24 protein-coding genes are annotated in these 22,665 nt (G+C 52.6%); 18 read left to right on the forward strand and 6 right to left on the reverse strand.

Annotated elements, in window-relative coordinates; genetic code table 11:
• The first annotated feature begins 86 nt into the window (after positions 1 to 86).
• The 10 genes from BCV73_RS10205 to glpX all read left to right on the forward strand — a co-directional run bounded on the left by BCV73_RS10205 (position 87) and on the right by glpX (position 7,877).
• Positions 87 to 512, forward strand: a complete 426-nt coding sequence (locus BCV73_RS10205; protein WP_089547002.1) for a DMT family transporter — start codon at positions 87 to 89, stop codon at positions 510 to 512.
• Positions 513 to 565: 53 nt separating this feature from the next.
• Positions 566 to 1,291, forward strand: a complete 726-nt coding sequence (locus tag BCV73_RS10210) for a Crp/Fnr family transcriptional regulator (RefSeq protein WP_089547003.1) — start codon at positions 566 to 568, stop codon at positions 1,289 to 1,291.
• Complete coding sequence (locus tag BCV73_RS10215) at positions 1,288 to 1,791, forward strand: DMT family transporter (protein ID WP_089547004.1); 504 nt, start codon at positions 1,288 to 1,290, stop codon at positions 1,789 to 1,791. The genes BCV73_RS10210 and BCV73_RS10215 overlap by 4 nt, the downstream gene beginning before the upstream one ends.
• Positions 1,792 to 1,806: 15 nt before the next feature.
• Complete coding sequence (locus BCV73_RS10220) at positions 1,807 to 2,205, forward strand: NUDIX hydrolase (protein WP_076166708.1); 399 nt, start codon at positions 1,807 to 1,809, stop codon at positions 2,203 to 2,205.
• Positions 2,206 to 2,445: 240 nt separating this feature from the next.
• Positions 2,446 to 2,931 (forward strand): RrF2 family transcriptional regulator, encoded by a 486-nt coding sequence (locus BCV73_RS10225; protein WP_089547005.1) that lies wholly within the window; start codon positions 2,446 to 2,448, stop codon positions 2,929 to 2,931.
• Between the two features lie 31 nt (positions 2,932 to 2,962).
• Positions 2,963 to 3,238, forward strand: coding sequence for a DUF896 domain-containing protein (locus tag BCV73_RS10230; RefSeq protein ID WP_076166701.1), 276 nt, complete (start codon positions 2,963 to 2,965; stop codon positions 3,236 to 3,238).
• 125 nt (positions 3,239 to 3,363) lie between these two features.
• On the forward strand, positions 3,364 to 4,383 hold the full coding sequence (locus BCV73_RS10235) for an LLM class flavin-dependent oxidoreductase (RefSeq protein WP_089547006.1): 1,020 nt from the start codon (positions 3,364 to 3,366) through the stop codon (positions 4,381 to 4,383).
• 227 nt (positions 4,384 to 4,610) lie between these two features.
• Complete coding sequence (locus BCV73_RS10240; protein WP_089547007.1) at positions 4,611 to 5,402, forward strand: alpha/beta hydrolase; 792 nt, start codon at positions 4,611 to 4,613, stop codon at positions 5,400 to 5,402.
• A gap of 230 nt (positions 5,403 to 5,632) precedes the next feature.
• Positions 5,633 to 6,631 (forward strand): LLM class flavin-dependent oxidoreductase, encoded by a 999-nt coding sequence (locus BCV73_RS10245; RefSeq protein WP_089547008.1) that lies wholly within the window; start codon positions 5,633 to 5,635, stop codon positions 6,629 to 6,631.
• Between the two features lie 271 nt (positions 6,632 to 6,902).
• Complete coding sequence (glpX, locus tag BCV73_RS10250; protein ID WP_089547009.1) at positions 6,903 to 7,877, forward strand: class II fructose-bisphosphatase; 975 nt, start codon at positions 6,903 to 6,905, stop codon at positions 7,875 to 7,877.
• A 71-nt stretch (positions 7,878 to 7,948) separates the two neighbouring features.
• On the opposite strand, the gene BCV73_RS10255 is transcribed toward glpX, so the two are convergent.
• Entirely contained in the window at positions 7,949 to 8,680 is a 732-nt protein-coding gene (locus BCV73_RS10255; protein WP_089547010.1) for a class I SAM-dependent methyltransferase, read from the reverse strand.
• Positions 8,681 to 8,912: 232 nt separating this feature from the next.
• Here BCV73_RS10255 and BCV73_RS10260 point away from each other — a divergent pair, with 232 nt between their 5' ends.
• The 5 genes from BCV73_RS10260 to BCV73_RS10280 all read left to right on the forward strand — a co-directional run bounded on the left by BCV73_RS10260 (position 8,913) and on the right by BCV73_RS10280 (position 12,834).
• A complete protein-coding gene (locus tag BCV73_RS10260; protein ID WP_244169167.1) occupies positions 8,913 to 9,452 on the forward strand; it encodes an RNA polymerase sigma factor in 540 nt (179 codons plus the stop codon).
• Positions 9,439 to 10,611 (forward strand): DUF4179 domain-containing protein, encoded by a 1,173-nt coding sequence (locus BCV73_RS10265; RefSeq protein ID WP_076166683.1) that lies wholly within the window; start codon positions 9,439 to 9,441, stop codon positions 10,609 to 10,611. Before BCV73_RS10260 ends, BCV73_RS10265 begins: the two co-directional genes overlap by 14 nt.
• A 183-nt stretch (positions 10,612 to 10,794) precedes the next feature.
• Positions 10,795 to 11,295, forward strand: coding sequence for a DUF2243 domain-containing protein (locus BCV73_RS10270; RefSeq protein ID WP_089547011.1), 501 nt, complete (start codon positions 10,795 to 10,797; stop codon positions 11,293 to 11,295).
• A gap of 6 nt (positions 11,296 to 11,301) precedes the next feature.
• A complete protein-coding gene (locus tag BCV73_RS10275; protein ID WP_076169373.1) occupies positions 11,302 to 12,123 on the forward strand; it encodes a cytochrome c oxidase assembly protein in 822 nt (273 codons plus the stop codon).
• 117 nt (positions 12,124 to 12,240) lie between these two features.
• The gene (locus BCV73_RS10280; protein ID WP_256992807.1) at positions 12,241 to 12,834 is read left to right on the forward strand and encodes a thioredoxin family protein; all 594 of its coding nucleotides are present in this window, start codon (positions 12,241 to 12,243) and stop codon (positions 12,832 to 12,834) included.
• 13 nt (positions 12,835 to 12,847) lie between these two features.
• Here BCV73_RS10280 and pdxR read toward each other — a convergent pair whose 3' ends face one another.
• Entirely contained in the window at positions 12,848 to 14,278 is a 1,431-nt protein-coding gene (gene pdxR, locus BCV73_RS10285; protein WP_089547013.1) for a MocR-like pyridoxine biosynthesis transcription factor PdxR, read from the reverse strand.
• 108 nt (positions 14,279 to 14,386) lie between these two features.
• On the reverse strand, positions 14,387 to 16,405 hold the full coding sequence (gene pbp4, locus BCV73_RS10290) for a penicillin-binding protein PBP4(5) (protein WP_218828121.1): 2,019 nt from the start codon (positions 16,403 to 16,405) through the stop codon (positions 14,387 to 14,389).
• Positions 16,406 to 16,595: 190 nt separating this feature from the next.
• Here pbp4 and BCV73_RS10295 point away from each other — a divergent pair, with 190 nt between their 5' ends.
• On the forward strand, positions 16,596 to 17,291 hold the full coding sequence (locus tag BCV73_RS10295; protein ID WP_089547015.1) for an FHA domain-containing protein: 696 nt from the start codon (positions 16,596 to 16,598) through the stop codon (positions 17,289 to 17,291).
• 93 nt (positions 17,292 to 17,384) lie between these two features.
• Here the strand turns inward: BCV73_RS10295 and BCV73_RS10300 are convergent, their stop codons facing one another.
• Entirely contained in the window at positions 17,385 to 17,900 is a 516-nt protein-coding gene (locus BCV73_RS10300) for a CcdC protein domain-containing protein (protein WP_089547016.1), read from the reverse strand.
• Positions 17,901 to 18,108: 208 nt separating this feature from the next.
• On the opposite strand from BCV73_RS10300, the gene BCV73_RS10305 reads away from it, so the two are divergent.
• Both BCV73_RS10305 and BCV73_RS10310 read left to right on the forward strand, forming a co-directional pair.
• On the forward strand, positions 18,109 to 19,296 hold the full coding sequence (locus BCV73_RS10305; protein WP_179231946.1) for a sensor histidine kinase: 1,188 nt from the start codon (positions 18,109 to 18,111) through the stop codon (positions 19,294 to 19,296).
• Positions 19,280 to 19,945, forward strand: a complete 666-nt coding sequence (locus BCV73_RS10310; RefSeq protein ID WP_089547018.1) for a response regulator — start codon at positions 19,280 to 19,282, stop codon at positions 19,943 to 19,945. The genes BCV73_RS10305 and BCV73_RS10310 overlap by 17 nt, the downstream gene beginning before the upstream one ends.
• A gap of 15 nt (positions 19,946 to 19,960) precedes the next feature.
• Here the strand turns inward: BCV73_RS10310 and BCV73_RS10315 are convergent, their stop codons facing one another.
• Together BCV73_RS10315 and BCV73_RS10320 are read right to left on the reverse strand one after the other, a co-directional pair.
• A complete protein-coding gene (locus tag BCV73_RS10315) occupies positions 19,961 to 21,151 on the reverse strand; it encodes a styrene monooxygenase/indole monooxygenase family protein (protein WP_089547019.1) in 1,191 nt (396 codons plus the stop codon).
• Between the two features lie 85 nt (positions 21,152 to 21,236).
• The gene (locus BCV73_RS10320) at positions 21,237 to 22,427 is read right to left on the reverse strand and encodes a cytochrome P450 family protein (RefSeq protein ID WP_089547020.1); all 1,191 of its coding nucleotides are present in this window, start codon (positions 22,425 to 22,427) and stop codon (positions 21,237 to 21,239) included.
• Positions 22,428 to 22,665: the final 238 nt, after the last annotated feature.

The following is a 22,665-nucleotide window of genomic DNA, read 5'->3' on the forward strand; positions in this document are numbered from 1 at the left end:
CCACTCAAGCTGAGGACATATGTCCTATCCTATACCGCCGCGATTGCCTTTTAATAATGACAGAACGATACAGAGGGAGAGGACTTATGAAAGGCATTATATTTGCACTGCTGGGGGGCGCCTGCATTACGCTGCAGGGTGTCGCCAACTCGCGGATCAGCGGGGATATCGGGACGTGGCAGGCCGCGGCGGTAACCCAACTGACCGGCTGTATCCTCGCTTTGATCATCCTGCTGTTTGCACGGGACGGCAGCCGGGAGGGCTTTACAAGCGTCAAGCCGCTGTACCGCATCGGCGGGGCCTTGGGAGCAGTCATCATTTTCAGCGAAGTGACGTCGATTCAGACGATCGGAGTGACCTTTACGATTTCCGCATTATTAATTGCCCAGCTCTGCCTGACATTTATTGTCGATCTGAATGGCTGGTTCGGCATGAAAAAACGGAAGATCAGCCCCGCACAGTTTATTGGGATCGGGATGATGATTTCGGGCGTCGTCATTCTTAAATTTTGACATCGTTGCCGTACGCCATTATGATGGGCCTAAGTTAGAGGGGGACGTTCAAGATGAGAGAGATTCAGGACCGCGGGCTGCTGGCGGATTACTTGCGTCAATATGAGCTGGAGACGATATTTTACGAACCGTTTAGACCGCATTTATCGCTGTATTGCTTTGACCAGGGAGAATTCATCTGCTCGCAGGGAGCACCTGCGGAATATTTATATGTGCTCGTCAGCGGGAAAATTAAAATCTATACCACCTCACCCGAAGGGAAAACGCTGATCCTTAACTTTATGAAGCCGCTGGAGATTATCGGGGATATCGAATATCTCAAGGAAACGGATACGGTCAATACCGTTGAAGCGGTCACGACCGTGCATATGATCGGCATCCACCATCGCTGGCTGCGGAAATTTGGACAGGATTACGCTCCTATGCTACAGTTTCTGCTGGATATGATCACCAATAAGTTTTATATAAAATCCAATTTCCTAAGCCTTAATCTGATGTATCCGGTTGAAGTCCGGCTGGCCAGCTACTTGCTGTCGATCTCTTTCGACGATGCGGACACTTCCGGGAAGGAACAGCGGACAGCGATTAACCTGCTGGATGCGGCCAACTTAATCGGAACCAGCTATCGCCACGTCAACCGGGTGATCCAGAAGTTCTGCAAAGACGGACTCGTGGAGCGGGATAAAGGATATATCCGCGTAATAGACAGAAAAGGGCTTAGCGATCTGGCTGGACAAAATATTTATGAAGTCGTAACGAAAGGAGGAGCAAACCAATGATGCTTGGTCTTGTGTTATCGCTGATCGCCGGCTCCCTGGTGAGCCTGCAGAACATTTTTAACAGTAAAATGAATCAGCGGATCGGCTCCTGGGCCACAACTACGTGGGTGCTGTTCCTCGGGTTTGTCGCATCGTTCGGCATCGGCTTGGCGGTCGAAGGCAAGGGCATGCTGACACTCCAGCATATGCAGCCCTGGTACTGGTTCAGCGGCATGATCGGGGTAGGGGTTGTGTTCTGTCTGATGCAGAGCATGAAGCTGCTTGCGCCCACTTTTGCCATCGCCGTAGTCATGACGGCCCAGCTTGGGTTTGCGCTGATTTGGGACTCGCTTGGCTGGATGGGACTGGAGAAAGTTCCGCTGACTCCGAACAAAGTGATCGGCGTGCTCGTTATCGTGGCGGGAATCGTTGTTTTCAAAATCGGCGAAGGGCGGCTACCAGCGGGAAAATCTGCTGCGGTTCAAAAAGAGACTGCTGCGTTCGAGCAAGGAAATGGATAAGGAGTGAAGTTGAATATGACGACCATGATTGATAAGGTTGCCTGGATTCAGATTCAGGACGGACGGGTACTCTCCGCACGTTCCAAAGGAAAGGACACATATTATTTGCCTGGGGGAAAGAGGGAGCCCGGTGAAACCGATGAGCAGACGCTGATCCGTGAAATCAGGGAAGAGCTTACGGTTGCGATCGATCCGGAGACCCTTGCATTCGTGGGAACGTTTGAAGCTCAGGCCCATGGCAAAGCGGAAAATGTGACGGTTCAAATGAGCTGCTACACCGGGGCATATTCTGGCGAGCTCCGTCCATCGGCGGAAATCGAGGAGTTTGCCTGGCTGACCTATGCGGATCGCAGCCGCGTATCGCCGGTATGCCAGCGAATTTTTGACCATCTGCACGAGCGTCAATGGATCTGATTAAGTGTGCCGTAATAAGTAACGGATATTCACAGGAATACGCATTCCTGTCGGGTATCCGTTTTTGTTGTGCTACTGAAAGTTGCAGCAAATTTTTCAATGTAAAACTAATGGTTTACATTTGGTCCGATTTCATATAATCTAATACGGACAATGATTATCCGCTTTAGTCGGTAAAACCAATTTGTTCTGCTCAAATGGGATTGATGGAGACCACATTAATATTGGAGGTGATGAGCTATGCATATGAAGACCGGCGTGGAGCAGTGCGTTTATGCGATTTTTCTGCTGAGCATGCTTCCGGACAAGGCGGTTCTGCCCGGCGAGGCAATCAGCCAGCAGCTCGGCACTTCCCCGACGTATTTCCAGAAGCTTTTGCGTAAGCTGGTCAGCGCGGATCTGATCACCTCCGTGCCCGGGGTAAAAGGCGGGTTTAAATTGAAGAAAAAAACAGAAGATATCCGTATCTACGATATTTACATCGCCATTGAGGGGCAGCAGTCCCTTTATTCCTCCAGCGGCATTTTCCGGGATATGCTGGAGCTGCGGGACGATCCCGATCCGTGCTGCCTTCTGGCCAATTTGATGGAAGAAGCAGAATCCGCCTGGAAGACCGTACTTCAGCGGGAGACGGTAGCATCCATTTATGACGATGCACATCGGGAGCGTTACAGACAGAAGATTGAATCGCTAAAGGATTGGGTTCACGAAAAAATGGTCGTATAACTAACATACAAACGAGAAAAGAGGGAAAAGCATGATTTCGATTTTAAGCCGAATCAATGAGCTTGCCAAAAAGGAAAAAGAAGAAGGGCTCACCAACGCTGAGCGCGTGGAACAGCAATCGCTGCGCGAGGATTATCTCCGCGAAATCCGCGGGCAGGTGCTGGGCACGTTCTCCCGCTTGACGGTGGTTGACCCGCTGGGCAATGACGTTACGCCCGAGAAGGTCCGCAAAGTGAAGGCCGAGCAGGAGGAGACGGAAGAGGAAGCCCCCGGCGTTGTAAACCGGATTCGCCGCTATTTGGATTAACGGCCGGCGACAGAGCCTTACGCATCTGCACTTTTATCGATCAATATCATTCATTTGCATGACAACTTACGATTCCATTGTCCTACCGACATTCATATAAATTTGCAGGAAAGAAGCTGATACCTATGAGCAACCATGATACGAAAACGCTGGATCAGATCAAGTTTTCCGTTCTTGATTTGGCACCCATCGTCAGGGGTGGAACCGCGGCCGAATCATTTAAAAATACATTGAACCTGGCGCAGCACGCCGAACGCTGGGGTTATAACCGTTATTGGCTGGCTGAGCATCACAACATGCCGGGCATCGCCAGTTCGGCGACATCCGTCGTCATCGGATATGTAGCCGGAGGGACCCAATCGATCCGCGTCGGTTCCGGAGGCATCATGCTGCCTAACCATGCGCCGCTGGTCATAGCGGAACAGTTCGGTACGCTGGAAGCCATGTATCCGGGGCGGATTGACCTTGGACTCGGACGCGCTCCGGGTTCCGACCAACTGACCGCGGAAGCGCTGCGCCGCGACCCGAGCAACGGGCATTATTTTCCGCAGCATGTTCAGGAATTGATGGGCTATTTCGACGAGAAGTCCAAATATAACCGCGTCCGGGCCATTCCGGGGGAAGGACAGCAAGTTCCGATCTGGCTGCTCGGCTCCAGCGATTTCAGCGCTGCTTTGGCTGCTAAGATGGGCCTGCCGTTCTCCTTCGCCAGTCATTTTTCGCCAGATCATACGCTGCAGGCGCTGGCTATTTACCGGAGACAGTTTCAGCCGTCTGCGGTGCTGGACAAACCTTACGCCATGGTTGGAGTAAACGTGTACGCGGCCGATACAACGGAAGAGGCGGAGTTTATCGCCACATCGCATCAGCAGCAGTTTCTCAGCCTGATCCGGAATACGCCCGGCCAACTCGCCCCGCCGGTTAAATCGCTGGAAGGCAACTGGAACGAGTTCGAGAAGGCGCATGTGATGAAACAGATCCGTTCATCGGTCATCGGCAATCCGGAAGAAGTCAAGCAGCAGCTGCAGGCCTTCCTGAATGAGACCCAGGCGGACGAAATGATCGTCAACTCGATGGTCTACGACCCGGCGGCCCGCCTGCGTTCGTACGAAATCGTGGCCGAAGTCACCGGCATGAAAAAGTGACAGCTTTGAGCGTTATCACAATTGGGTAACGATGAAATGGAGAGAGACTGGCCTATATTACGGCCGGTCTTTTTTTGTTCTTTAGATCTTTTATCCGCTTGCAGTGGCTGCTTGAACGGTTGAAGGTAACACGCCGTATTTGGAAAAAGGGAAACGACAACCTTGTCCGGGTGGTGTATAATTTTGGAAATGTTAGGTCTACACCATTTGAAGAAAGGATGAGTGCTATGCGATTTCCTTTTGATTATCCTGTCCGCGAAATCATCTACAAAAAGGTAAAAGACCGGAAGCTGCGTTTGTATGTGTCCGAACCGGACCTTGCAGCGGCAAACAGGCCGGTAATTTTGTTTTTCCAAGGGGGGAGCTTTCAACCCAATCCGAAGTTCTCGCCGGCCCAATTTCAGCACCAGGCCCATGCTTTGGCATCTTTAGGCGTCGTTTCGATCTGCGTGGACTACAGGACAGGGCGTGATGCTGGATTTACCCCGCTGCTGGCGATTATGGATGTTAAATCGGCCGTGCGGTGGGTGCGGCAGCATGCAGAGGAGCTCGGTGTCGATCCGGAGAAGCTGGCCATGTGCGGAGCTTCGGCGGGCGGGTATATTTCCGTATCCTCCATCATGTTCGACCGCTTGAACGACGATGTGGACGATGTGAGCGTGAATGCCGTTCCCGATAAGCTTGTCATCTTTGCGGCCGGGATGGACGGGGTGGATATTATGTCCCGCCGATACCCCGAGCTGCTGCCTATAGCCCAGGAGATCTCGCCTATACATCATGTGCGGCGCTGCCTGCCGCAGACGCTCTGGATATGCGGAACCGGGGACGATTTGTATGACCAGAACCGCGGCTTTGTTCAAGAGATGCAGGATGCCGGTAACCCGATTACGTTTAAAACTTATGATGGCATGGAGCATGGCTTTTTTAATTACGGCCGGCATAACAATACCTATTTTCATGAAACCAGGCAGGATATTGAGAGCTTTCTCCGCCCGTGGTTGGAGCATACTGCTGAATAAAAGCTTGAATAACGCTGAAGTTTGGCGCTCTGGCCAGGAACGAAAAACGCTCTGTCACCGGATTTTGTCATGCTGACAGCGGGTCAGAGTATCTGCGAATTGATTGGATGCCAGTCTTTACTTTTCGACCAGGATATATTACGATAACGTGGATAATGTTTATCCTCTTTGATGCAGGATAAGGAGATAGCGTTCAGGATGATGTTTAACCTGGAAGGGAAGGTAACCTCATGAAATTAAGTGTATTGGATCAAGCACCCGTTACGATAGGAAATACGGCGGAAGGAGCGCTTCACAAGGCGGAAGAATTGGCCGTTCTGGCCGACGAGCTGGGATACACCCGCATGTGGATGGCCGAACACCATGGGGCGCGCACGTTTGCGAGTTCGGCGCCTGAAGTGACCGCTGCCCGACTTGCGGCCAAAACGCAGTCCATTCGGATCGGCACCGGTGGTGTCATGATGATGCATTATTCCCCTTTGAAGCTGGCCGAGGTGTTCAAGACGCTGAGCGCATTCACGCCTGGCCGGATCGACTTCGGCGTCGGCCGGGCACCCGGCGGAGATACAAGCTCCATGTATGCCTTGTCGGAAGGGCGGCAGCTGATGCTGCACAATATGTATGAGAAACTGAAGACGACGCTGCAGCTGATGAATGATGAGGTTCCGGAAGATAGCCTGTACGCCAAAAACGCCGCATCCCCGGCTCACGTCACCCTGCCTGAGGCATGGCTGCTCGGATCAAGCGGCGACAGTGCGCTTAAGGCCGGCGAGATGGGGGTTGGCTATTCGTTTGCGCAATTTTTCAATGGAGCGATGAGCCGCGAAATTCTGGATATCTATAAAGACCAGTTCAAGCCTTCGGCTTTTATGGAGAAACCGCAGATCAGCGTGACCTATTTGGTGACCGCCGCTGAGACTAGGGAAGAGGCCGAATATGAAGCGCTGCCGCAGGATCTGTTTCGGCTTATGATGGCTAAGGGGCGGCAGATCACGCAGCTGCTCACTCCGGAAGAAGCGCATAATTACCCGTTAACCGAAATGGACCGGATGCTGATCCAGGACAACCGGAGGCTGCATTTGGTTGGCCCGGTTAAGGAAATTGCCGACCGCCTGAAGGAAGAGCAGGAGCTGTATGGATTTGATGAGGCCATGATTTGCAGCATCCCGCATTCCCAGGAAAAGCGGCTGCAGGTATATAAGCTGCTGGCACGCGAGCTTTTACAATAGTATATATGACGTAATAATGGCGTACTTACCTCTTGCAATAATGGAGGTGAGTACGCTTTTTTAGATTATTTATAGGACTTAGATACGATATTCATCCCGTCTATAGCTGTGTTAAAAATTAATGATGTCATAAATATTGATAAGTGGATTATTATGACGTAATATATAAAACACAATAAAACGAAGCGGGAGGAGGGTTGGGTTTTCACTCAGCAGCATACGGCAGAATTACCGGATTAACGGGGCATGGAATAGGAGGAGAGGTAAAGAAATGGAACGTCATATTGCTATGGATATGGTAAGAGTGACAGAGGCGGCGGCGCTTGCCGCCGGACGCTGGACGGGAAGAGGAGACAAAAACAGCGCAGATCAGGCAGCAACGACAGCGATCAGGAAGCAATTCCATTCGATGCCCATTGATGGAACGGTCGTGATTGGCGAGGGGGAAATGGACGAAGCTCCCATGCTCTATATCGGAGAACAAGTGGGGGACCGCCGCGGTCCGAAGGTCGACATCGCGGTGGATCCGCTTGAGGGGACCGAAACGGTAGCCAGCGGTTTGAACAATGCCATATCGGTTATCGCCGCCGCTCCGGCAGGCCAGCTTCTGCATGCGCCGGATATGTACATGGCCAAGCTGGCGGCAGGTCCGAAGCTGGCCGGCCGGCTGTCCCTCGATGATCCGATCGAAACGACGCTTTCCAAAGCATCGGCCATACTGAACAAGCCGGTATCGGATATAACGGTATCGATTCTGGACCGGGAACGCCATCAGGACATCATTGCCAAGCTCCGGACGATGGGGGCGCGCATCAAGCTGCTCAGTCACGGCGACGTCATGGGAGCGATTGAGGCGGCGATGGAGAGCGAAGTGGATCTGTATGTCGGCTCAGGCGGTGCGCCTGAGGGTGTACTGGCCGCCGCCGCCCTCCGCTGCCTTGGCGGGGAGATGCAGGGAAGACTGCTTCCGGCCGGCCCTTCGGATTTCGAGCGCTGCCTGCGGATGGGGATTCCGGATCCGCACAAGCTGCTGACGATGGACGATCTCGTAGGTACAAAAGAAGTGCTGTTCGTTGCCACGGGCGTCACTTCCGGATCATTCTTGAACGGCGTGCGGTACCTGCAGGAAGACAAAGCCGAAACCTATTCGGTCGTCATGCATTCGGCCAACAAGACGATCAGCTACCTGCGGACGATTCATGAGCTTCCGGTGCAGGAGGCATTGGTTCAAGGGGCGGCAATGTAGCGATGGGTGCCTTGCAGTGAGCACCGGCATCGAACCAACAAGGACAGGCGGGAAGCCTGTCCTTGTTGGTTTTATTTTTTCTCGGCAGACAGAATGAGGAACATCGGCCGGCGGGGTTCGTCCTTCATGCCGGGGTGGTGCATCAATTTCGGGTCGGGAAGCGGCTCGCGAACCGCCGTGATGGCAAACCCGGTGCGAATTAAATCGTTGATGTAAGTGGAAAGGGTACGGTGATATTTAATGACATGGTCCGTTAAAAACGCGGTGTTGCGAACACCTTCATCCTGATAGTGATCCACCGGCCAGTACAGCGGGCTGCCCTGGTCGTCCAGAATCCATTCCTGCTCGGGCCGGGACGTAAAAATAGGATGTTCCACTGAGAAGACGAAGGTGCCGCCCTGCTTTAAGCAGCTGTGTACTTTTTGGCATACGGCATCAAACGACTGCACGTAATGGAAAGCGAGCGAGCTGAGGACGACGTCGAAATGGCCGTCGGGAAAGTCGATATCTTCGATCGGTGCCTGCAGATAGGTGATTGCCGGATCATCCGTTTGTTCACGTGCAGATTCCAGCATTTTAGCCGAAATGTCTACGCCGACCACTTCAGCTGCATGCTGTTCCCGTGCATATCGGCAGTGCCAGCCAAAGCCGCAGCCGAGGTCGAGAACCGATTTGCCCTGCAGATCCGGAAGCAGTACTTTAAATTCATGCCATTCCCCTGCAGCCCCAAGCCCGCCGATGGACCGGGGCATTTCTTTATACGCCGAGAAAAAAGCGGAATCGTCATACTTGTTTTGTTTCATAACCGATGCACTCCTTTGTTGGGCTATTCACCTTTCCTCTTATTTCATTCTGATCCAACTATAAATTGGGCGTGTCTTCCGGGTCAAGTTGATGCTCACGAAAACGGCCCCATTTACACGGTTCTATTTGGTGCTTGTTTTTGTAGTTAGGGAAAGTTTCATATACTTTGTAACCTTTAGGCCAACTTGTCCATCTAATTGGATGAGGGCCCTTAGAAGGAGTGACACGAAAGTGATTCGTATCAGCGATATACAAAGAGCGCAGGAGGGTGACCGCGAAGCGTTCATTCGGCTAATTCAAAAGCTTGAACCTGAGATGTATGGTGTGGCCAAAAGCATTCTCAAGGAAGATGCGGACTGTGCGGACGCGATGCAGGAAACGACTATCAAGGTATTTAATGCTCTGCCAGGCTTAAGAAAACCTAGATTTTTCAAAACCTGGGTCATCAGGATATTGATTAATGAGTGCAATCAACTGCTTCGTAATCGGAAACGGACCATTTCGATGGCTGAAGTGCCTGAAAAGAATCCTACAGAGAGGTTCGAGGATTCCCGGCTTGTGGAGCTGCGCGAACGGGTAGAACAATTGGACGATAACCTGCGGATTGTCATAGAGCTTTTTTATTTTCGGGATATGTCTATCAAGCAAATCGCAGTTGCTTTGGAACTAACGGAAGGGGCTGTAAGGACACGCTTGCACCGGGCTAGGGAAAATCTGATGAGAGGTTACTTGGCAGCCAACGAGGGGGAGTTAAACTATGAATCCATTTGATCTGGAAAAACAGCTGCGCCGGTTAAAAAAATCCGTTCCGGTTCAAATTCCCGACGTCGTTCGCTTGCGTCAGGACCAGGCTTATCAAACGATCCGCCGGATACAGCAGGCGACGTCCGTTCAGAAACATACTGCTGCAATCAAGCATCACAGGATGATCCGGCAGTCAGCTGCCGCGTTATCGGCTATTGTGATCATCGGCACTGCAGCAAGCGGTTTAATATCCCCCGCCATGGCCGATGCGCTCAAAAACCTGCCGGTTGTGGGCAACGTGTTTAAGCTTGCGGGAGATCGGGGTCTCCAAAACGCGGAGGAACGGGGAATAGTTTCACCTGTGAACGTATTTGATACCCACGATGGGATCACGCTCAGCATTCCGGCGGCGGCTTTTGACGAAACGCGGTTGTCATTTGCTCTTGAACGCAGCCGCACGGGGTATTCCGCTCCTCTAAACGGATCGATCGACAGCGGGACGACGGGCCCTGCGCAGGAGAAAGCCAGTATAAGTGACATAGATCTTCTGATCAACGGCCAGTCGATATTCAGTAAGGAACAATGGGGGAAGGGGCCGTACATCATGTCTAAACCAACCCAGGACCCCGACAAAATCATCTTTACGTTGGTCGATGGGGCTAATCAAGGAGATACGCAGCTGGCCTTGCCGGATATGATAAATTTGACGGCCTTGATTACGCTGAAAGGCATAGACGCTCCTTTCCGGTTAACGGTGCCGATCCAGAAGAATGGGGAGAAGCCGCTCGTGATCGAACCGAAGCTGGTCAAGCAGGCAAGGGGTATTCAGTTAAGCCTGGAGAAAGTCGAATTCACCACGCTATCCACGCGGCTGCATTTGATGACCAAGGGAATTTCGGCAAATGCCAACCAACTGCAGTACGACATAATCGATGATCAAGGCCATGAGCTGAATTTGCTGGTCGGAAATGCCAGACGGAGGGGAAATAGTGGGGACGACGACTTGTATTCCGATTATCTCGTTGATCCGTTAAACCCGGAAGTCCGTTCATTTACCATCAAGCCGTATTTCCCTGCCTTTGCAGACGAAAAGGCACAAACGGGGCTGTTCAAGTTGGACGTTAACGGCAATATGGTGAAAACGTATGTGAAAGAGCTAGAAATGAAAGTGCAGGTTCGACCATAAGAGGTTACTGCAATTCCTCGGGATTGGTAATCGGTTGGTTAAAAAGCCGCTTTGCAAGCAGCAAAGCGGCTTATTTGCGTGCTGTGAAATGAAACGGGGGAAAGTTGGATTCAGGTCATGTTATAACCCGGCATCGACTGGGTATATTGAGAAGAAACAAGTCTTACAAAAGGTGGAAAAACCATGAGTTCTAACGCAACGGAGTCTTCCAATCTTTCAGCCCGGATCACGTATGCCAGCCGCAACCTCTGGTCGGGATTTCTGGCCGGCATCGGATTTATCGCTTTTGTGGATGAGGTCGTGTTTCATCAGCTGCTGCATTGGCATCATTTTTATGACAAATCCACGTCGGCCGTGGGGCTTGTGTCGGATGGCCTGTTTCATGCGCTCAATTGGTTCGCGACGATCGCCGGCATGTTTTTGGTATCGGATCTCCGGCGGAGAAACGCCATGTGGCCGAAACGCTGGTGGGGCGGCATGCTCCTCGGCGTCGGCGGATTTCAGCTGTATGACGGGACGATCCAGCACAAGTGGATGAGGATTCATCAGATCCGGTACGTTGATAACGTCTTCGTATACGACGTCGTTTGGAATGTCAGCGCTGCCGTCATTCTGATCATCGGCATCATGCTGATCGTTCAAACGGGCAGATTAGCGAAGCGGGAAACGGAGAGGGACGGTTAAATGAACATGACAGGACATCACGCAGGTCATCCTGCCGGAGGTCACCATAATGCCGGGAGTCTCCATGATGCGCTCTTCATCCTCTTATTTCTCGTGCTTATCGGCCTCTACGCCGTGGCAGTGAAAGCTGCGAATCGCCGCTTTGACAGATGGCCCGCCATGCGCACGATCTGCTGGATCCTTGGTGTCACTGCTGCGGCAGCAGCGTTAACGGGACCACTGGCGGCAAGGGCACATGACGATTTTTTCTATCATATGCTGGGGCATCTGTCGCTTGGCATGCTCTCCCCTTTATTGATCGCATGCTCTGCTCCCGTGACCCTATTGTTGCGCAGCTTAACGATTTCACGGGCGCGCCGTTTATCAGCCTGGCTGAAAACCCGGCCAGTTCGCCTGCTGAGCCATCCAGTTACGGCATCTCTTCTGAACGTCGGAGGACTGTGGGTGCTGTATTATACTGGATTGTACTCGGCGATGCAGCACCATCCGGTTCTTCATGTTTTGGTACATGTACATATGTTTGTCGCAGGGTACATATACACCGCGGCGCTGCTCTGCATGGATCCTAGTCCTCACCGGACAGGATACGGATTTCGTGCAGGCATCCTCGTGTTATCACTGGCCGGACATGGAATCTTGGCCAAGGTTCTATATGCATATCCGCCGGGAGGCGTCCCCATAGCCCAGGCTGAATCGGGAGCACAGCTCATGTATTACGGGGGGGATGCCGTCGACCTGATCCTCATCTTTCTGTTTTGTCTGCAGTGGTACAAGTCGGCACGGCCTGGCAAAAGGCACAAGACCGCTTCGTCCCCGGCCGTTTCGTAAAATTGACTTTTTTAAAAAAAGGAAACTGACCATTTCTATAGGGTCAGTTTTGTTTTATGTTGGTAGATATACGAATAAGAAAGGTTGGAAGCGGCGATGACAGAAGCGGTCAATCTAATGCATAAAGTCGGACAAGGGATTACTCCGCAGCAATTTATGGAACGTATGCAGGTCAGAGAAATGGTTAACAGCGGGATACCGAATACCGTTGAAAGGTTTTATGACAAATATCATGGATTCCGTACGCTCGATTCGGCCAGGCGGAGTTTGTTTGCATCTTCAGGTGAGCGATTAGGCATTCGCTGCCTGATCTTATGCACGGACTGGTGTCCGGATGTCATGTGGAACGTCCCCGTGCTGTTTCGGATCATGGAGCAGTCCGGCATCCCGGTTGAAGCGCTGATCATGGAAGAACATCTGGATACGATGGATTTATTTCTGACGGACGGCGGAAGAGCCCAGCCTGTGGCGATATTTGTTGACTGGGGCGGCAACGTGCTCGGCAGGTGGGGGGCGCGCCCAGCCTACATTCAGCAAGTGATGGACGACTTTAAAGCCAGCCTACCGGACCGGCAGTCCCCTTCCTATCAAGAACAGCTGAACCAAGTTTACCGGGACATCGGAGCTCTTTACCTTGAAGGCGACCGGTACCAGGATGTCATTTTGCAAGAGCTGGACGTGCTGTTTCGTCGTTTTGTTCAAACACTTTAGAGATAGAAAGAAATTAGGTGCCGAACCAAGCCTTTTTTAAACGAAGGATACCTTCTTCCATAACCGGAAGCGGAAGGCCGGCAAAGCCCAAATAAACGACAGGAAGAGAGGCATCGGGCGGGTCAGCCCACATAGTGCGGAAATCATACACCCTGACCCGCTGCTGTTCAGCCCGCTGGATCAGCTCTTGAGCGGTACCATGGCGGCGGACGCTCAGCTGAAGGTGAAGCCCCGCATGCTGACCGGTAATATGGACTTGCTCACCCAAGTGAATGCGTATCAGGTCTATCAAATGATGATGCTTCTTGCGGTACAAGCTGCGTGTCTTCCGCAAATGTCTGTACCAGTGACCATCCCGCATGAACCGCTCCAGCGCCCACTGTTCCAGGCGCGAAGGTGCATGCAGCAGATCAGGGTGGAGGTTGGATAAGTTGAGCAAGAGTGCGGGAGGAACGACCATATAATTGATGCGGAGCGCAGGCGACAATGTCTTCGAGAAGGTACCGATATAGATAACCCTGCCTTTGTTATCAAGCCCTTGAAGGGAAGGGATCGGCTTTCCCTGATACCGGAATTCTCCGTCATAGTCATCCTCGATAATATAAGCGCCCGCCGTTTCAGCCCATGCGAGCAGACGCACCCGCTGCGAATACGGCATGATGCTTCCTGTCGGGAACTGATGCGAAGGTGTGACATATACGGCCTGAAAAGGAAATTTTGCCAGCTCATCCACATGCATCCCTTGGCCGCTAACCGGGACCGGAACCGCCTCCCAGCCGTATCCGTTCAATAAGTTCCTTACGAGATCGAAGCCAGGCTCTTCAAATGCCACCCGCCGTATCCCGTCCAGAAGTTTAACCAGAATTCCGATGCTGTACGACATGCCGCTGCCAATGATGACTTGCTCCGGTGAACAGAGGACGCCTCTGGAATGAGCCAGATACTCCGAGATGGCAGCCCGCAGTCCCGGTTCGCCGCGGGAATCCCCATATCGACCCAGCTGTGCGGCCAATGGCTGTATGGCTTCTTTTAGCATTTTGTTCCATGTCCTGAGTGGAAACGAATCTCCATCCATATGGGTAGGGTTAAAATCGATCCAGTCCATGCCTTCTTCGCGTAAACACTCGTGAAATCCTGGCACGGTATGCTTAAGCTGCATACGCCGAGCCGGAGACGTTGTCACGACATTTTGTATAAATTCAGGGTCGTCCACCACGTAAAAGCCCGACTTAGGTTTGTTGACGACATAGCCTTCGACCACCAGCATGTGATATGCGGTTTCGACAGGCGTCTTGCTGATATCGAGCTGCTGCTGAAGCGCCCGTACGGACGGCAGCCGGGTCCCAGCCGCCACTTTCCCTAAGCGGATTTGCTCGCGGATCAATTGATAAAGTTGAAGATATAACGGAGAGCCGGAATGCTCGGGTAGCAGAAGGTCAAACATGGGATACCGCCTTTGCGTAGGATTCGCTGATTCTTGTCCTCATCGTATCACATGAGGGTCTCAATCTGCAGCGATGGCTGCAACGCAAGTTGACGGATTTCTTGACCGTTATTTTGTTTGTAAATTCAGTGTATTTAGAAAAGGCTTCAGCTTGTTCACGACGTAGTGGCTGCCGCCGCGTGCATGTACATTTTCGATCAGTGCGGATATCAGGAAAGAAGATTGCTCCGCGTCGAAGGCGACTACAAATCCATTCTCCTCGCCCTGTTCGCCTTTTTTGGCTTTCAGCTCGGCTGTACCGGTTTTTGCCGCCAGCTTCAGCTCTGCAGAAGACAGCGCGTGAGCGGTGCCGCCGCTTCGGCTGACGACCTGCGTCAGTGCATCTTTGACCGTTCCGGCAACCTGTGGAGTAATGATTTGGATCGCTTGAGGAGATTTTTGATCTTCCTGCCGTTGAAAGAGGATAGGGGGGACAAGTTTGCCTTGCTGGGCGAAGGGTGTAAATGCGACCGCCACATGGATCGGGGACAACAGCATTTCTCCTTGTCCATAGGACGTATCCGCGAGCAGAACTTCCGAAGCCAGGTCCCGGTGGGAGGCGTTGGCATACTGGCTTGGCTTCAGGTTGATCATGTCCAGCCCCCAATTCTCGCCGAAGCCGAATTTGGATATGCCTTCGATAAATTTGCCGCTGCCCATTTCCAGCGCTTCTTGTGCAAAATAAATGTTGTCAGAATACACGAGGGCATCCACCATATTCACGGAGCTGACGTCCTTCACCCGCGTGACATAGTACCCGCCCCAGCCCGCGTCTTTTTTCCAATGCAGCCCGTCAATGCGGCGGGTTTTATCCGCTTTGGTTATGCCTTCGGTCAGGCCGGCTGCGGCCGTCACCGCTTTAAACACCGAACCCGGCGCATATCGGGCCGCGAACCGGTTAAAGAAAGGAAGCTCCGGATCCTTGGAATAAGCGTCCCATTCCTGCTGTGACAGGCCGGTGACCATTTGGTTCGGGTCATACGAAGGGGTGCTGACCAGGGCCAGCAGATCTCCATGCTTCGGGTTCATCAACACTGCCGCGCCGGTATCGCCGGACAGCGTACGGTACAGGTCCTGCTGAAGAGCGGAGGCGACCGTAAGGCGGATGTTCTCGCCGTTCACCGCTGGCTTCTGGGCAACGATGCGTTTACGGTTCCCCTTCGCGTCGGTAATTTCGATCAATCCCCCTTTCCGTCCCCGCAGCTGCTTTTCCAGCGATTGCTCCAGTCCGGCCTTGCCAATCCAGTCCCCAGCAGCATAATAGCCGTCTTTATCGTTCTGCAAATCTTCCTGCGTCACCTGACGGACATAACCGGTGAGGTGGGCGGCGGCTTGGCCCAGCGGATAGTACCTCACTTCCTTCGGTCTGACCGAGACGCCCGGCAGTTTCTGGGACAGATCGGTATTGGGAACGTTGGCCATCGGAACAAAATAATCCGGTTTGACCCATTTCTGCGCCAGCTTTTTTTGGATGTATTCCACCGGAAGTTTGAAGTAGGCGGCGATGCTGGAGATCGTCTGATCCGGATGGTCGCCGAGCTCGGAAGGGGTAATCCCCCATTCGTATGCGGTGCCGCGGGTGGCCAGCGGGTTCCCGTCCCGGTCCGTGATTTCACCACGCTGAGGCGTCAATACGCGGACCCTTACTTTGTCGCCGGCGGACATCTCTGGTAGAATCAGAGAAGGATGCCACTCGATGGCCCAGACCTTCTCGTGGTCTTGTTCAACCTGAACCAGCTTCATATGGTAATCCCCATCAACATCACCGATTGGGGTATGCCAGGTGGCGGTATAGTCCATGGAATAATGATGATCCTCTTCGGACTGGAAGGCAGGCCCCTGCGTCACTTTAACGCCGGTAACGCCCATTCCGCTGAAGATCGATTGGTATTTATCGACGAACTGCTCGCGGCTCATTCCCGATTGCTCAAGGGATTCAGGCGTCATGAGGTCGTAGAGCCTGTCAAATTTCATTTCTTTCAGATTGTTGAAGTAAGACTGCAGCGTCTGTTCGGGACCGGGTTCATCCCGCCCCTGGATAAACACGTATATCGCCATGCCACTGGCAACCAGAAAAGCTAACAGCACGTATGTAAAAAATTGTTTTCGCTTCAATCGCTTCATTGCTATAAACCTCGCTTTTGAAATATAATTCACAAGTAAACATGGAAACGGGTATAGGCTAACTATAAAATCAGCCGGGTAGGCAAACAATGGAACAAATCTGACGAATTTATCATTGACGGGAGAAAGAGACAAAGGAAAGTGAGAGGTAGATATGCCGGACAAAATCAAAATCATGATTGATACCGCCGGCCAGAAAGGCCATGGATCGTTTATTTATTTGGAAGAAGGAGAAACCGTGACGGTTGGTAGACATACCGGCTCGGAACAAGGGATGCTCGAGATATACAACCTGCTGGTATCTAAACAGCACTGCCGGATCGCGTGGACCGAAGAGGGGCTCCTAGTCGAGGATTTGGGGAGCAAGAACGGGACCGAGCTGAACGGCCACCGCTTGAACCCCCATGAACCCGCTGAAGTGTCTCCGGGTGACCGCCTAACTTTGGTGAACGGACTGGTTGCTTTGGAGCTGGAGACGGTCATGGACCTGGAGGAAACGAGGGAGTATGTTTTTTCGGGGTGGCCTGAAGACGATGTGCGCTTGAATGACGATATGCAGAGCGTTCAGATTGATGAGGAGACGGTCCCGCTGTCTAAGAAGGAATACCAGCTGTTTAAGCTGATGCACAGCCGGCTGGACCATTTTGTGACCCGGGACGAAATTATGAGATATGTATGGCCCGAGCGCTGTATCGATGATACTGAGCTGGTTGGCATTGACGAGGTCAATTCACTGATTTACCGGACGAACAAGAAACTGCAAGGATATTTCGTCATCAAGTCGGTGTACAAAAAAGGAGTATATATGAAACGGGAGCATCAAGATGCGGATTCTGCGGTTAGCAGATGAAACGAGAGTAAATAGAGAAGCGGAAAGAACCCGCCCGATTTTTCGGGGGGTTCTTCTGCGTTTCAAGCTTATTTACGGGGGACATTCCTGCAGCTAGGATCGCTGCAAACCTTTCTGCTTGTTCAGCAGGATTACATTGTAAGTTACGTAGTAGGCGAACATGATCAGCATCAAGCCCGCAGACCAACTGCTGCCCATCACGGCCAGCTGGTCGGACATCTGTGCTCCTTGCTGAAAATAACCCGATTGGACCATATCGATAATTCTGTAGATCAGCCGGACAAAAAACAGCAGGGTTACGGTACCGGCGATCCAGGCGCTGGAGCGGTACAGCACCTTGCCGTTGCGATGCTCAAACGCGGTCACCGTAGAGCTGTACCATGCCAGGGCGGTACCAAGTACAATCCCGGCGACATCGGAAACAAGACTGACGGGATGCATGGCTCCCTCAGCAAAAAAGATCAGTCCGACCAAACTTAGTATGATGGTCATCGTCCGGACCCGGCGATGTCTCAGCTCCTGCCATCCGAATGTGCGGCGGACACGTAAATATATGCGGTATATAACAAATAAACCTAGTACGATCCAAATGAGCATTTGAACACTCATCTTCGATTGCCTCCTTCATCATTTAGCCTGTCATCATCATATCCCGTTTTCGCCCGATGATTCGACTACCCGGGGATGGATCTTCATGATCGCTCGCCTATATCTGCAGATAGAGATTTGCTGCCATCCGGCTTAAATGTTGGATTTTGTCCACGGACCGAGCTACAATGTTAGAAATTACGCAGACGCTAAAGGAGGAAGACGGTCGGTGAAAAGCAACTTTTATGGCAGAATCCTGTCTATTGCGGCTGTCCTGCTCTTTCTGCTTGACCGGCAGCAGCTGTTTAGCGATCCTCCGGAGAAAATAATGCTGCATCTGATGATTTGGATAACCTTTTCGAGTATTCTTCTCATCAGGAGATCATGGTGGACGGTAACACGGGCAGTCCTAGCCGCTTCTTTGATTTCCGTGGAGTGTTTGATCGGGATCTTATGGTTTCATGAAATCAAGATGCTGTATTTTCTGGTGATTCTGCTGTTCGCCTGGGTGATGCGGTTGACGGCTTCCAAAGCTTATGTCCCCTTGATTATCGCCATGGTCGTATCAGCCGGATTGTACATCCGTTTTGGTGAAAAGGATGTGTTTGACTTTCTCTCCTTTGTACTGCTTGGACTTGTCCTCTACTTCTTTATTCGCAGTCGTATGGAAAGAAGGCGCATCCACGAATTGAATGAGCGCCACTTGAAGGAGCTTCAAGAAGCTTATGAACAACTTCAGGACGCCTCTGCAACGGCAATGCAGTACGCTGTGCTGGAGGAGAGGGCCCGGATCGCCCGCGACATCCATGATGCGGTAGGTCACAGTCTGACGTCGCTTATCGTGCAGATGCAGGCACTGCGTTATATGATTAAGCAGGATCCGGTCCATGCAGGGGAGACACTGGAAGAGATGCTGTCTGTGGCCCGCCAAGGGCTGCAAAATATCCGCGAGTCTGTCCACGCTTTGGCAGGGGATCTATCTTTTTCCGGCATGACAGCACTGAAATCATTGCTTATCCGGATGGAAGCAACAGCATCCATTAGTTATAACTTTCAAGCGGATATCAATGATGAAGATCTGCCTGCGGAGACGTATGAAACGTTGTTCCGCGTGCTGCAGGAATCCGTCACGAACGTTATTCGTCATTCGAATGCGACGCAGGTGGAAGTGAATCTTTCAAGGGAAAACCATCAAATCACGATGATCATTCGAGACAATGGCACGCTGAATGGGGAACACGGCATCAACGAGGGCTTTGGCCTGAAAGTCATGAGGGATCGGCTGAAGGAGAAAGGCGGTAGCTTACAGTACCGCATTCCGGAAAGCGGCGGATTTGAAATCGTTGCGGCTCTGCCGGCTGAAGACCGGCCACGGCCTGAGGCAGAAAGAAGGGATAAGGATGAACGAAAACATTAAGGTTTTGCTGGCCGATGATCAGACGATGATCCGCCAGGGATTCGGGTATTTGATCGGGCTGCAGCCCGATATGACGCTGGTTGGTGAGGCGTCGGACGGGGGTGAAGCCGTTGAAATGGCCACTCGGCTTGGTCCGGACGTCATTTTAATGGATGTTCAAATGCCTGTCATGTCGGGAATTGAAGCGACTAGGGAAATTATGAGACGTCTGCCAAAGATGAAGATCGTTATCCTGACGACGTTTGATGACCAAGAGTACATCTACCAGGGAATTCGAGCCGGGGCGGTCGGCTACTTGCTGAAGGATGCGGAAGTGGAAGACATGCTGGGGGCCGTCCGGTCTGCGCATCGGGGGGAAGCGGTGTACAGAACGGCGTGGGCTTCGAGCGCCATGCTGCGCGTTGCATCCCCCGAGCAGTACTCGCAGCCCAATGAAGCGGGCATGAATCTGGCGGAGCCACTCACTGAACGGGAGCGCGAGATATTACAGGAGATGGCGTATGGTCTACGGAATGATGAGATTGCCCGTAAATTGGTCATTTCCGAAGGCACGGTCAAATCACATGTTCACCGGATCCTGCAAAAATTCGGCTGCCAAGACCGGACGCAGGTCGTGGTCATTGCGCTTCGCAGCGGTATGGTAAAATAAACAGCCAGCCTTCCCCTAGCGGGGAAAAGGCTGGCTGTTGTGTTGTTCAAAGAAGCTGCGGTACGCTTGCGTCGGATCTTCAAACCAATGGGCTATGCGGTCCGCCGTATTCTGGTCTGCCGCCGCTTGCATCAGAAGCTCGGCAATATGTCCCGGCAGCGGCTGGGTCATGGCGTTGGTCCATTCGGTCACGGCCTTAATATAAGGCTGCGTTCGGTTCCAATATTCGCTGCCGACCGACTCGTCCCAATCAGCATCCGCATGGGCCAGCAGCGTCTCATACAGCTGCTCGGCAGCGTACGAAGCCGTATTGCAGCCCTGCCCGGTGATCGGGTCGGCCAGGAAGACGCTGTCGCCGCATCCAAGGATGAGCGTGCCATTATGCATGACATACGGGCGGTGAACCGCAGGGGTGACGGCCGTGAGCAGATAGGCGTTGTCGTCAATCAGCGCGAATTTGGCCGGATCGATCCGCCCGGCAATCTCCGGGAAGTGTTCCTCCACCACGCCAAGCATCCGCTCGGCAAAAGCATCCGGTCCCTTCACGCCGACAAAAGCATCCATTGCTCCGCCCGGAACCGCTTCAATAAACAGTATTGTGGCCCGTCCGTTTGACGTAACGGCAGGAATCTCGAACATTTCACCGGTGCCGGGCATCACCGTAATGGAAATGCCTTCGGGCTCGACCGGCCGTATACCGGAAAAATAACCGACAATGCATTTCCGCTGTGGCGTCCGGAAGGGCGTCAGGCTCTCATCGACGGGAAAAGAGGCGACCGGTCCCGATTTGCCGGCTGCGTCGATGATCAGGTCGAATGAGGCGGCGAGCGCATCCAGATCATCAGCCGCAATGCGTCCATGCCGGAACCGAACGCCATCCTTGGCCAAATCCTCCATGGCGTCCGCAAACCGGATGCGCTGATCGGTCGAAGTGGCGATGCCCGTTAACTGCCCGGTAAACAGCTTTTGTCCGCCGAGCTGAAAGTGAATGGTCCGGATCTGCGGCGCATCGCTGTTCGCGGGCATGTGCACACGCCGCTCGCGCGCAAGTGTCGGCTGGAAATGAACCTGGGTCGAACGGACTCTTCCGCTGCGGACCTCATCAGGTTCTTCATGATGAAGCACCGTGACGTCAAAATCGTCCTTCAGCGCATAGGCCAGCTGCAGCCCGGCCGTTCCGCTTCCGATAATGCCGATTGTTCTCATGAGTGATCTCCTCCTTGATCTTGGGGACTATTTAAAAAGCATACCTTCGAGCCCGGATGGACCAACAGGGAACAATTGACTAATTTTAGCTCAGGCGAAGCGGGATTTCTTTCACCCCGCGCACGATCATGCCGGGTCTCCATTCCAGATCCCCGATCTCTCCTTCAAGCGCAAAGTCGGGAAAACGCCGCAGCAGCGTATTGACCGCAATCTCTCCCTCCAGGCGGGCGAGCGGGGCGCCAAGGCACAGGTGTATTCCTTTGCCGAACGCCAGATGCGGGCTCTTGCCGCGGGTAATGTCAAACAGGTCCGGGTCCTCAAACTGGGCCGGATCCCGGTTGGCTGCATCGAGCGCGACGATCACGAGGTCGCCCCGCTGGAATAGCTGGCCCCTGAATTCCAGATCCTCGGACGCCCAGCGGGAGGTGCTGAATTCCACGGGGCCGTTGTACCGGAGCATTTCCTCAACGGCTCCCTGGATGAGTTCCGGCCGGTCCTGAAGGAGCTTGCGCTGCTCCGGATATTCGAGCAGGGCCAGCACGCCGTTGCCGATCAAATTGACCGTCGTCTCATGACCGGCGATGATCATTAGCGTGACCACCCCGTACAGCTCTTCCTCCGTTAACCGGTCCCCTTGGTTTTCCGCGATCACCAGCTCGCTGATCATGTCGTCACCTGGCTGCTCGCGGACCTTCGCGAACCAATCTTTTAGATATGCGATAAATTCGTTCATGTGACGGGTGACATCCTCGCCCATTTTCTGATTCGAGGCTTCAATAATAGAGTTCGACCACACCCGAAACTTGTCCTGATCCTCCGTGGGCACGCCCAAAATTTCACTGATGACGATGATCGGCAGCGGAAAAGCGTAATCGTCAATGAGGTTCAGACGATCCTTGCCGGAGACCGCATCCAGAAGCCTGTCCGCAATTTCCTGGATATGATCCCGCATGCTTTCGATTCGCTGAGGCGTGAAGCCCTTTTGCACCAGACCGCGAAGACGTTTGTGATCCGGCGGGTCGGAGAACAGCATGTTTTTGGAGAACACGCTTGGATGCTCCTGCCCGACGAATTTGGTCATGTCCTTGATGAACCTCGGATCTTTCAGCACGGCCGCCGCATCCTCGTAGGTGCTGATGAGCCAGCCGGTTTGCCCGTTCGGAAGCATGACTTTCACAACGGGATCGCTTTGACGCAGTTTCTCGTACACGGGGTAAGGATTGCGGGTAAAGTCGCTTGTAAACAACGCATTTTTCGGAGTTTCGCTTGCATGCATAGACAATGGACTCCTCTCGAAAAAATGATAGATTGCCCTTTCATTATAAAAGAATATGGGAACGATATCCAAAATCGCGTTTTAGCCTCTATATCAACCTATGCAGCCCTTCCTGTATTTCTTCGGATAACAACATCAAAACGGTAGTTTTTCGACAATGTTTCCCGTTTTTGTTCATTCGATTGGAGAAATCGTCATCAGCCGCATGAAAAAAGAACATCGTTTTGTATTTTCTGCT

This window comes from Paenibacillus sp. SSG-1 (genome assembly GCF_002224835.1).
In the GTDB taxonomy this organism is placed as follows: Bacteria; Bacillota; Bacilli; order Paenibacillales; family Paenibacillaceae; genus Paenibacillus_AQ; species Paenibacillus_AQ favisporus.

What these genes read in the sequence shown, in the direction of transcription:
- BCV73_RS10270 (WP_089547011.1), top strand. Translation starts at nt 10,795, where the DNA reads ATGAGTTCTAACGCAACGGAGTCTTCCAATCTTTCAGCCCGGATCACG.
- glpX (WP_089547009.1), top strand. Translation starts at nt 6,903, where the DNA reads ATGGAACGTCATATTGCTATGGATATGGTAAGAGTGACAGAGGCGGCG.
- BCV73_RS10255 (WP_089547010.1), bottom strand. Translation starts at nt 8,680, where the DNA reads ATGAAACAAAACAAGTATGACGATTCCGCTTTTTTCTCGGCGTATAAA.
- BCV73_RS10220 (WP_076166708.1), top strand. Translation starts at nt 1,807, where the DNA reads ATGACGACCATGATTGATAAGGTTGCCTGGATTCAGATTCAGGACGGA.
- BCV73_RS10240 (WP_089547007.1), top strand. Translation starts at nt 4,611, where the DNA reads ATGCGATTTCCTTTTGATTATCCTGTCCGCGAAATCATCTACAAAAAG.
- BCV73_RS10320 (WP_089547020.1), bottom strand. Translation starts at nt 22,427, where the DNA reads ATGCATGCAAGCGAAACTCCGAAAAATGCGTTGTTTACAAGCGACTTT.
- BCV73_RS10275 (WP_076169373.1), top strand. Translation starts at nt 11,302, where the DNA reads ATGACAGGACATCACGCAGGTCATCCTGCCGGAGGTCACCATAATGCC.
- BCV73_RS10300 (WP_089547016.1), bottom strand. Translation starts at nt 17,900, where the DNA reads ATGAGTGTTCAAATGCTCATTTGGATCGTACTAGGTTTATTTGTTATA.
- BCV73_RS10225 (WP_089547005.1), top strand. Translation starts at nt 2,446, where the DNA reads ATGCATATGAAGACCGGCGTGGAGCAGTGCGTTTATGCGATTTTTCTG.
- BCV73_RS10210 (WP_089547003.1), top strand. Translation starts at nt 566, where the DNA reads ATGAGAGAGATTCAGGACCGCGGGCTGCTGGCGGATTACTTGCGTCAA.
- BCV73_RS10315 (WP_089547019.1), bottom strand. Translation starts at nt 21,151, where the DNA reads ATGAGAACAATCGGCATTATCGGAAGCGGAACGGCCGGGCTGCAGCTG.
- pdxR (WP_089547013.1), bottom strand. Translation starts at nt 14,278, where the DNA reads ATGTTTGACCTTCTGCTACCCGAGCATTCCGGCTCTCCGTTATATCTT.
- BCV73_RS10280 (WP_256992807.1), top strand. Translation starts at nt 12,241, where the DNA reads ATGCATAAAGTCGGACAAGGGATTACTCCGCAGCAATTTATGGAACGT.
- BCV73_RS10235 (WP_089547006.1), top strand. Translation starts at nt 3,364, where the DNA reads ATGAGCAACCATGATACGAAAACGCTGGATCAGATCAAGTTTTCCGTT.
- BCV73_RS10230 (WP_076166701.1), top strand. Translation starts at nt 2,963, where the DNA reads ATGATTTCGATTTTAAGCCGAATCAATGAGCTTGCCAAAAAGGAAAAA.
- BCV73_RS10205 (WP_089547002.1), top strand. Translation starts at nt 87, where the DNA reads ATGAAAGGCATTATATTTGCACTGCTGGGGGGCGCCTGCATTACGCTG.
- BCV73_RS10295 (WP_089547015.1), top strand. Translation starts at nt 16,596, where the DNA reads ATGCCGGACAAAATCAAAATCATGATTGATACCGCCGGCCAGAAAGGC.
- BCV73_RS10215 (WP_089547004.1), top strand. Translation starts at nt 1,288, where the DNA reads ATGATGCTTGGTCTTGTGTTATCGCTGATCGCCGGCTCCCTGGTGAGC.
- BCV73_RS10265 (WP_076166683.1), top strand. Translation starts at nt 9,439, where the DNA reads ATGAATCCATTTGATCTGGAAAAACAGCTGCGCCGGTTAAAAAAATCC.
- BCV73_RS10245 (WP_089547008.1), top strand. Translation starts at nt 5,633, where the DNA reads ATGAAATTAAGTGTATTGGATCAAGCACCCGTTACGATAGGAAATACG.
- BCV73_RS10310 (WP_089547018.1), top strand. Translation starts at nt 19,280, where the DNA reads ATGAACGAAAACATTAAGGTTTTGCTGGCCGATGATCAGACGATGATC.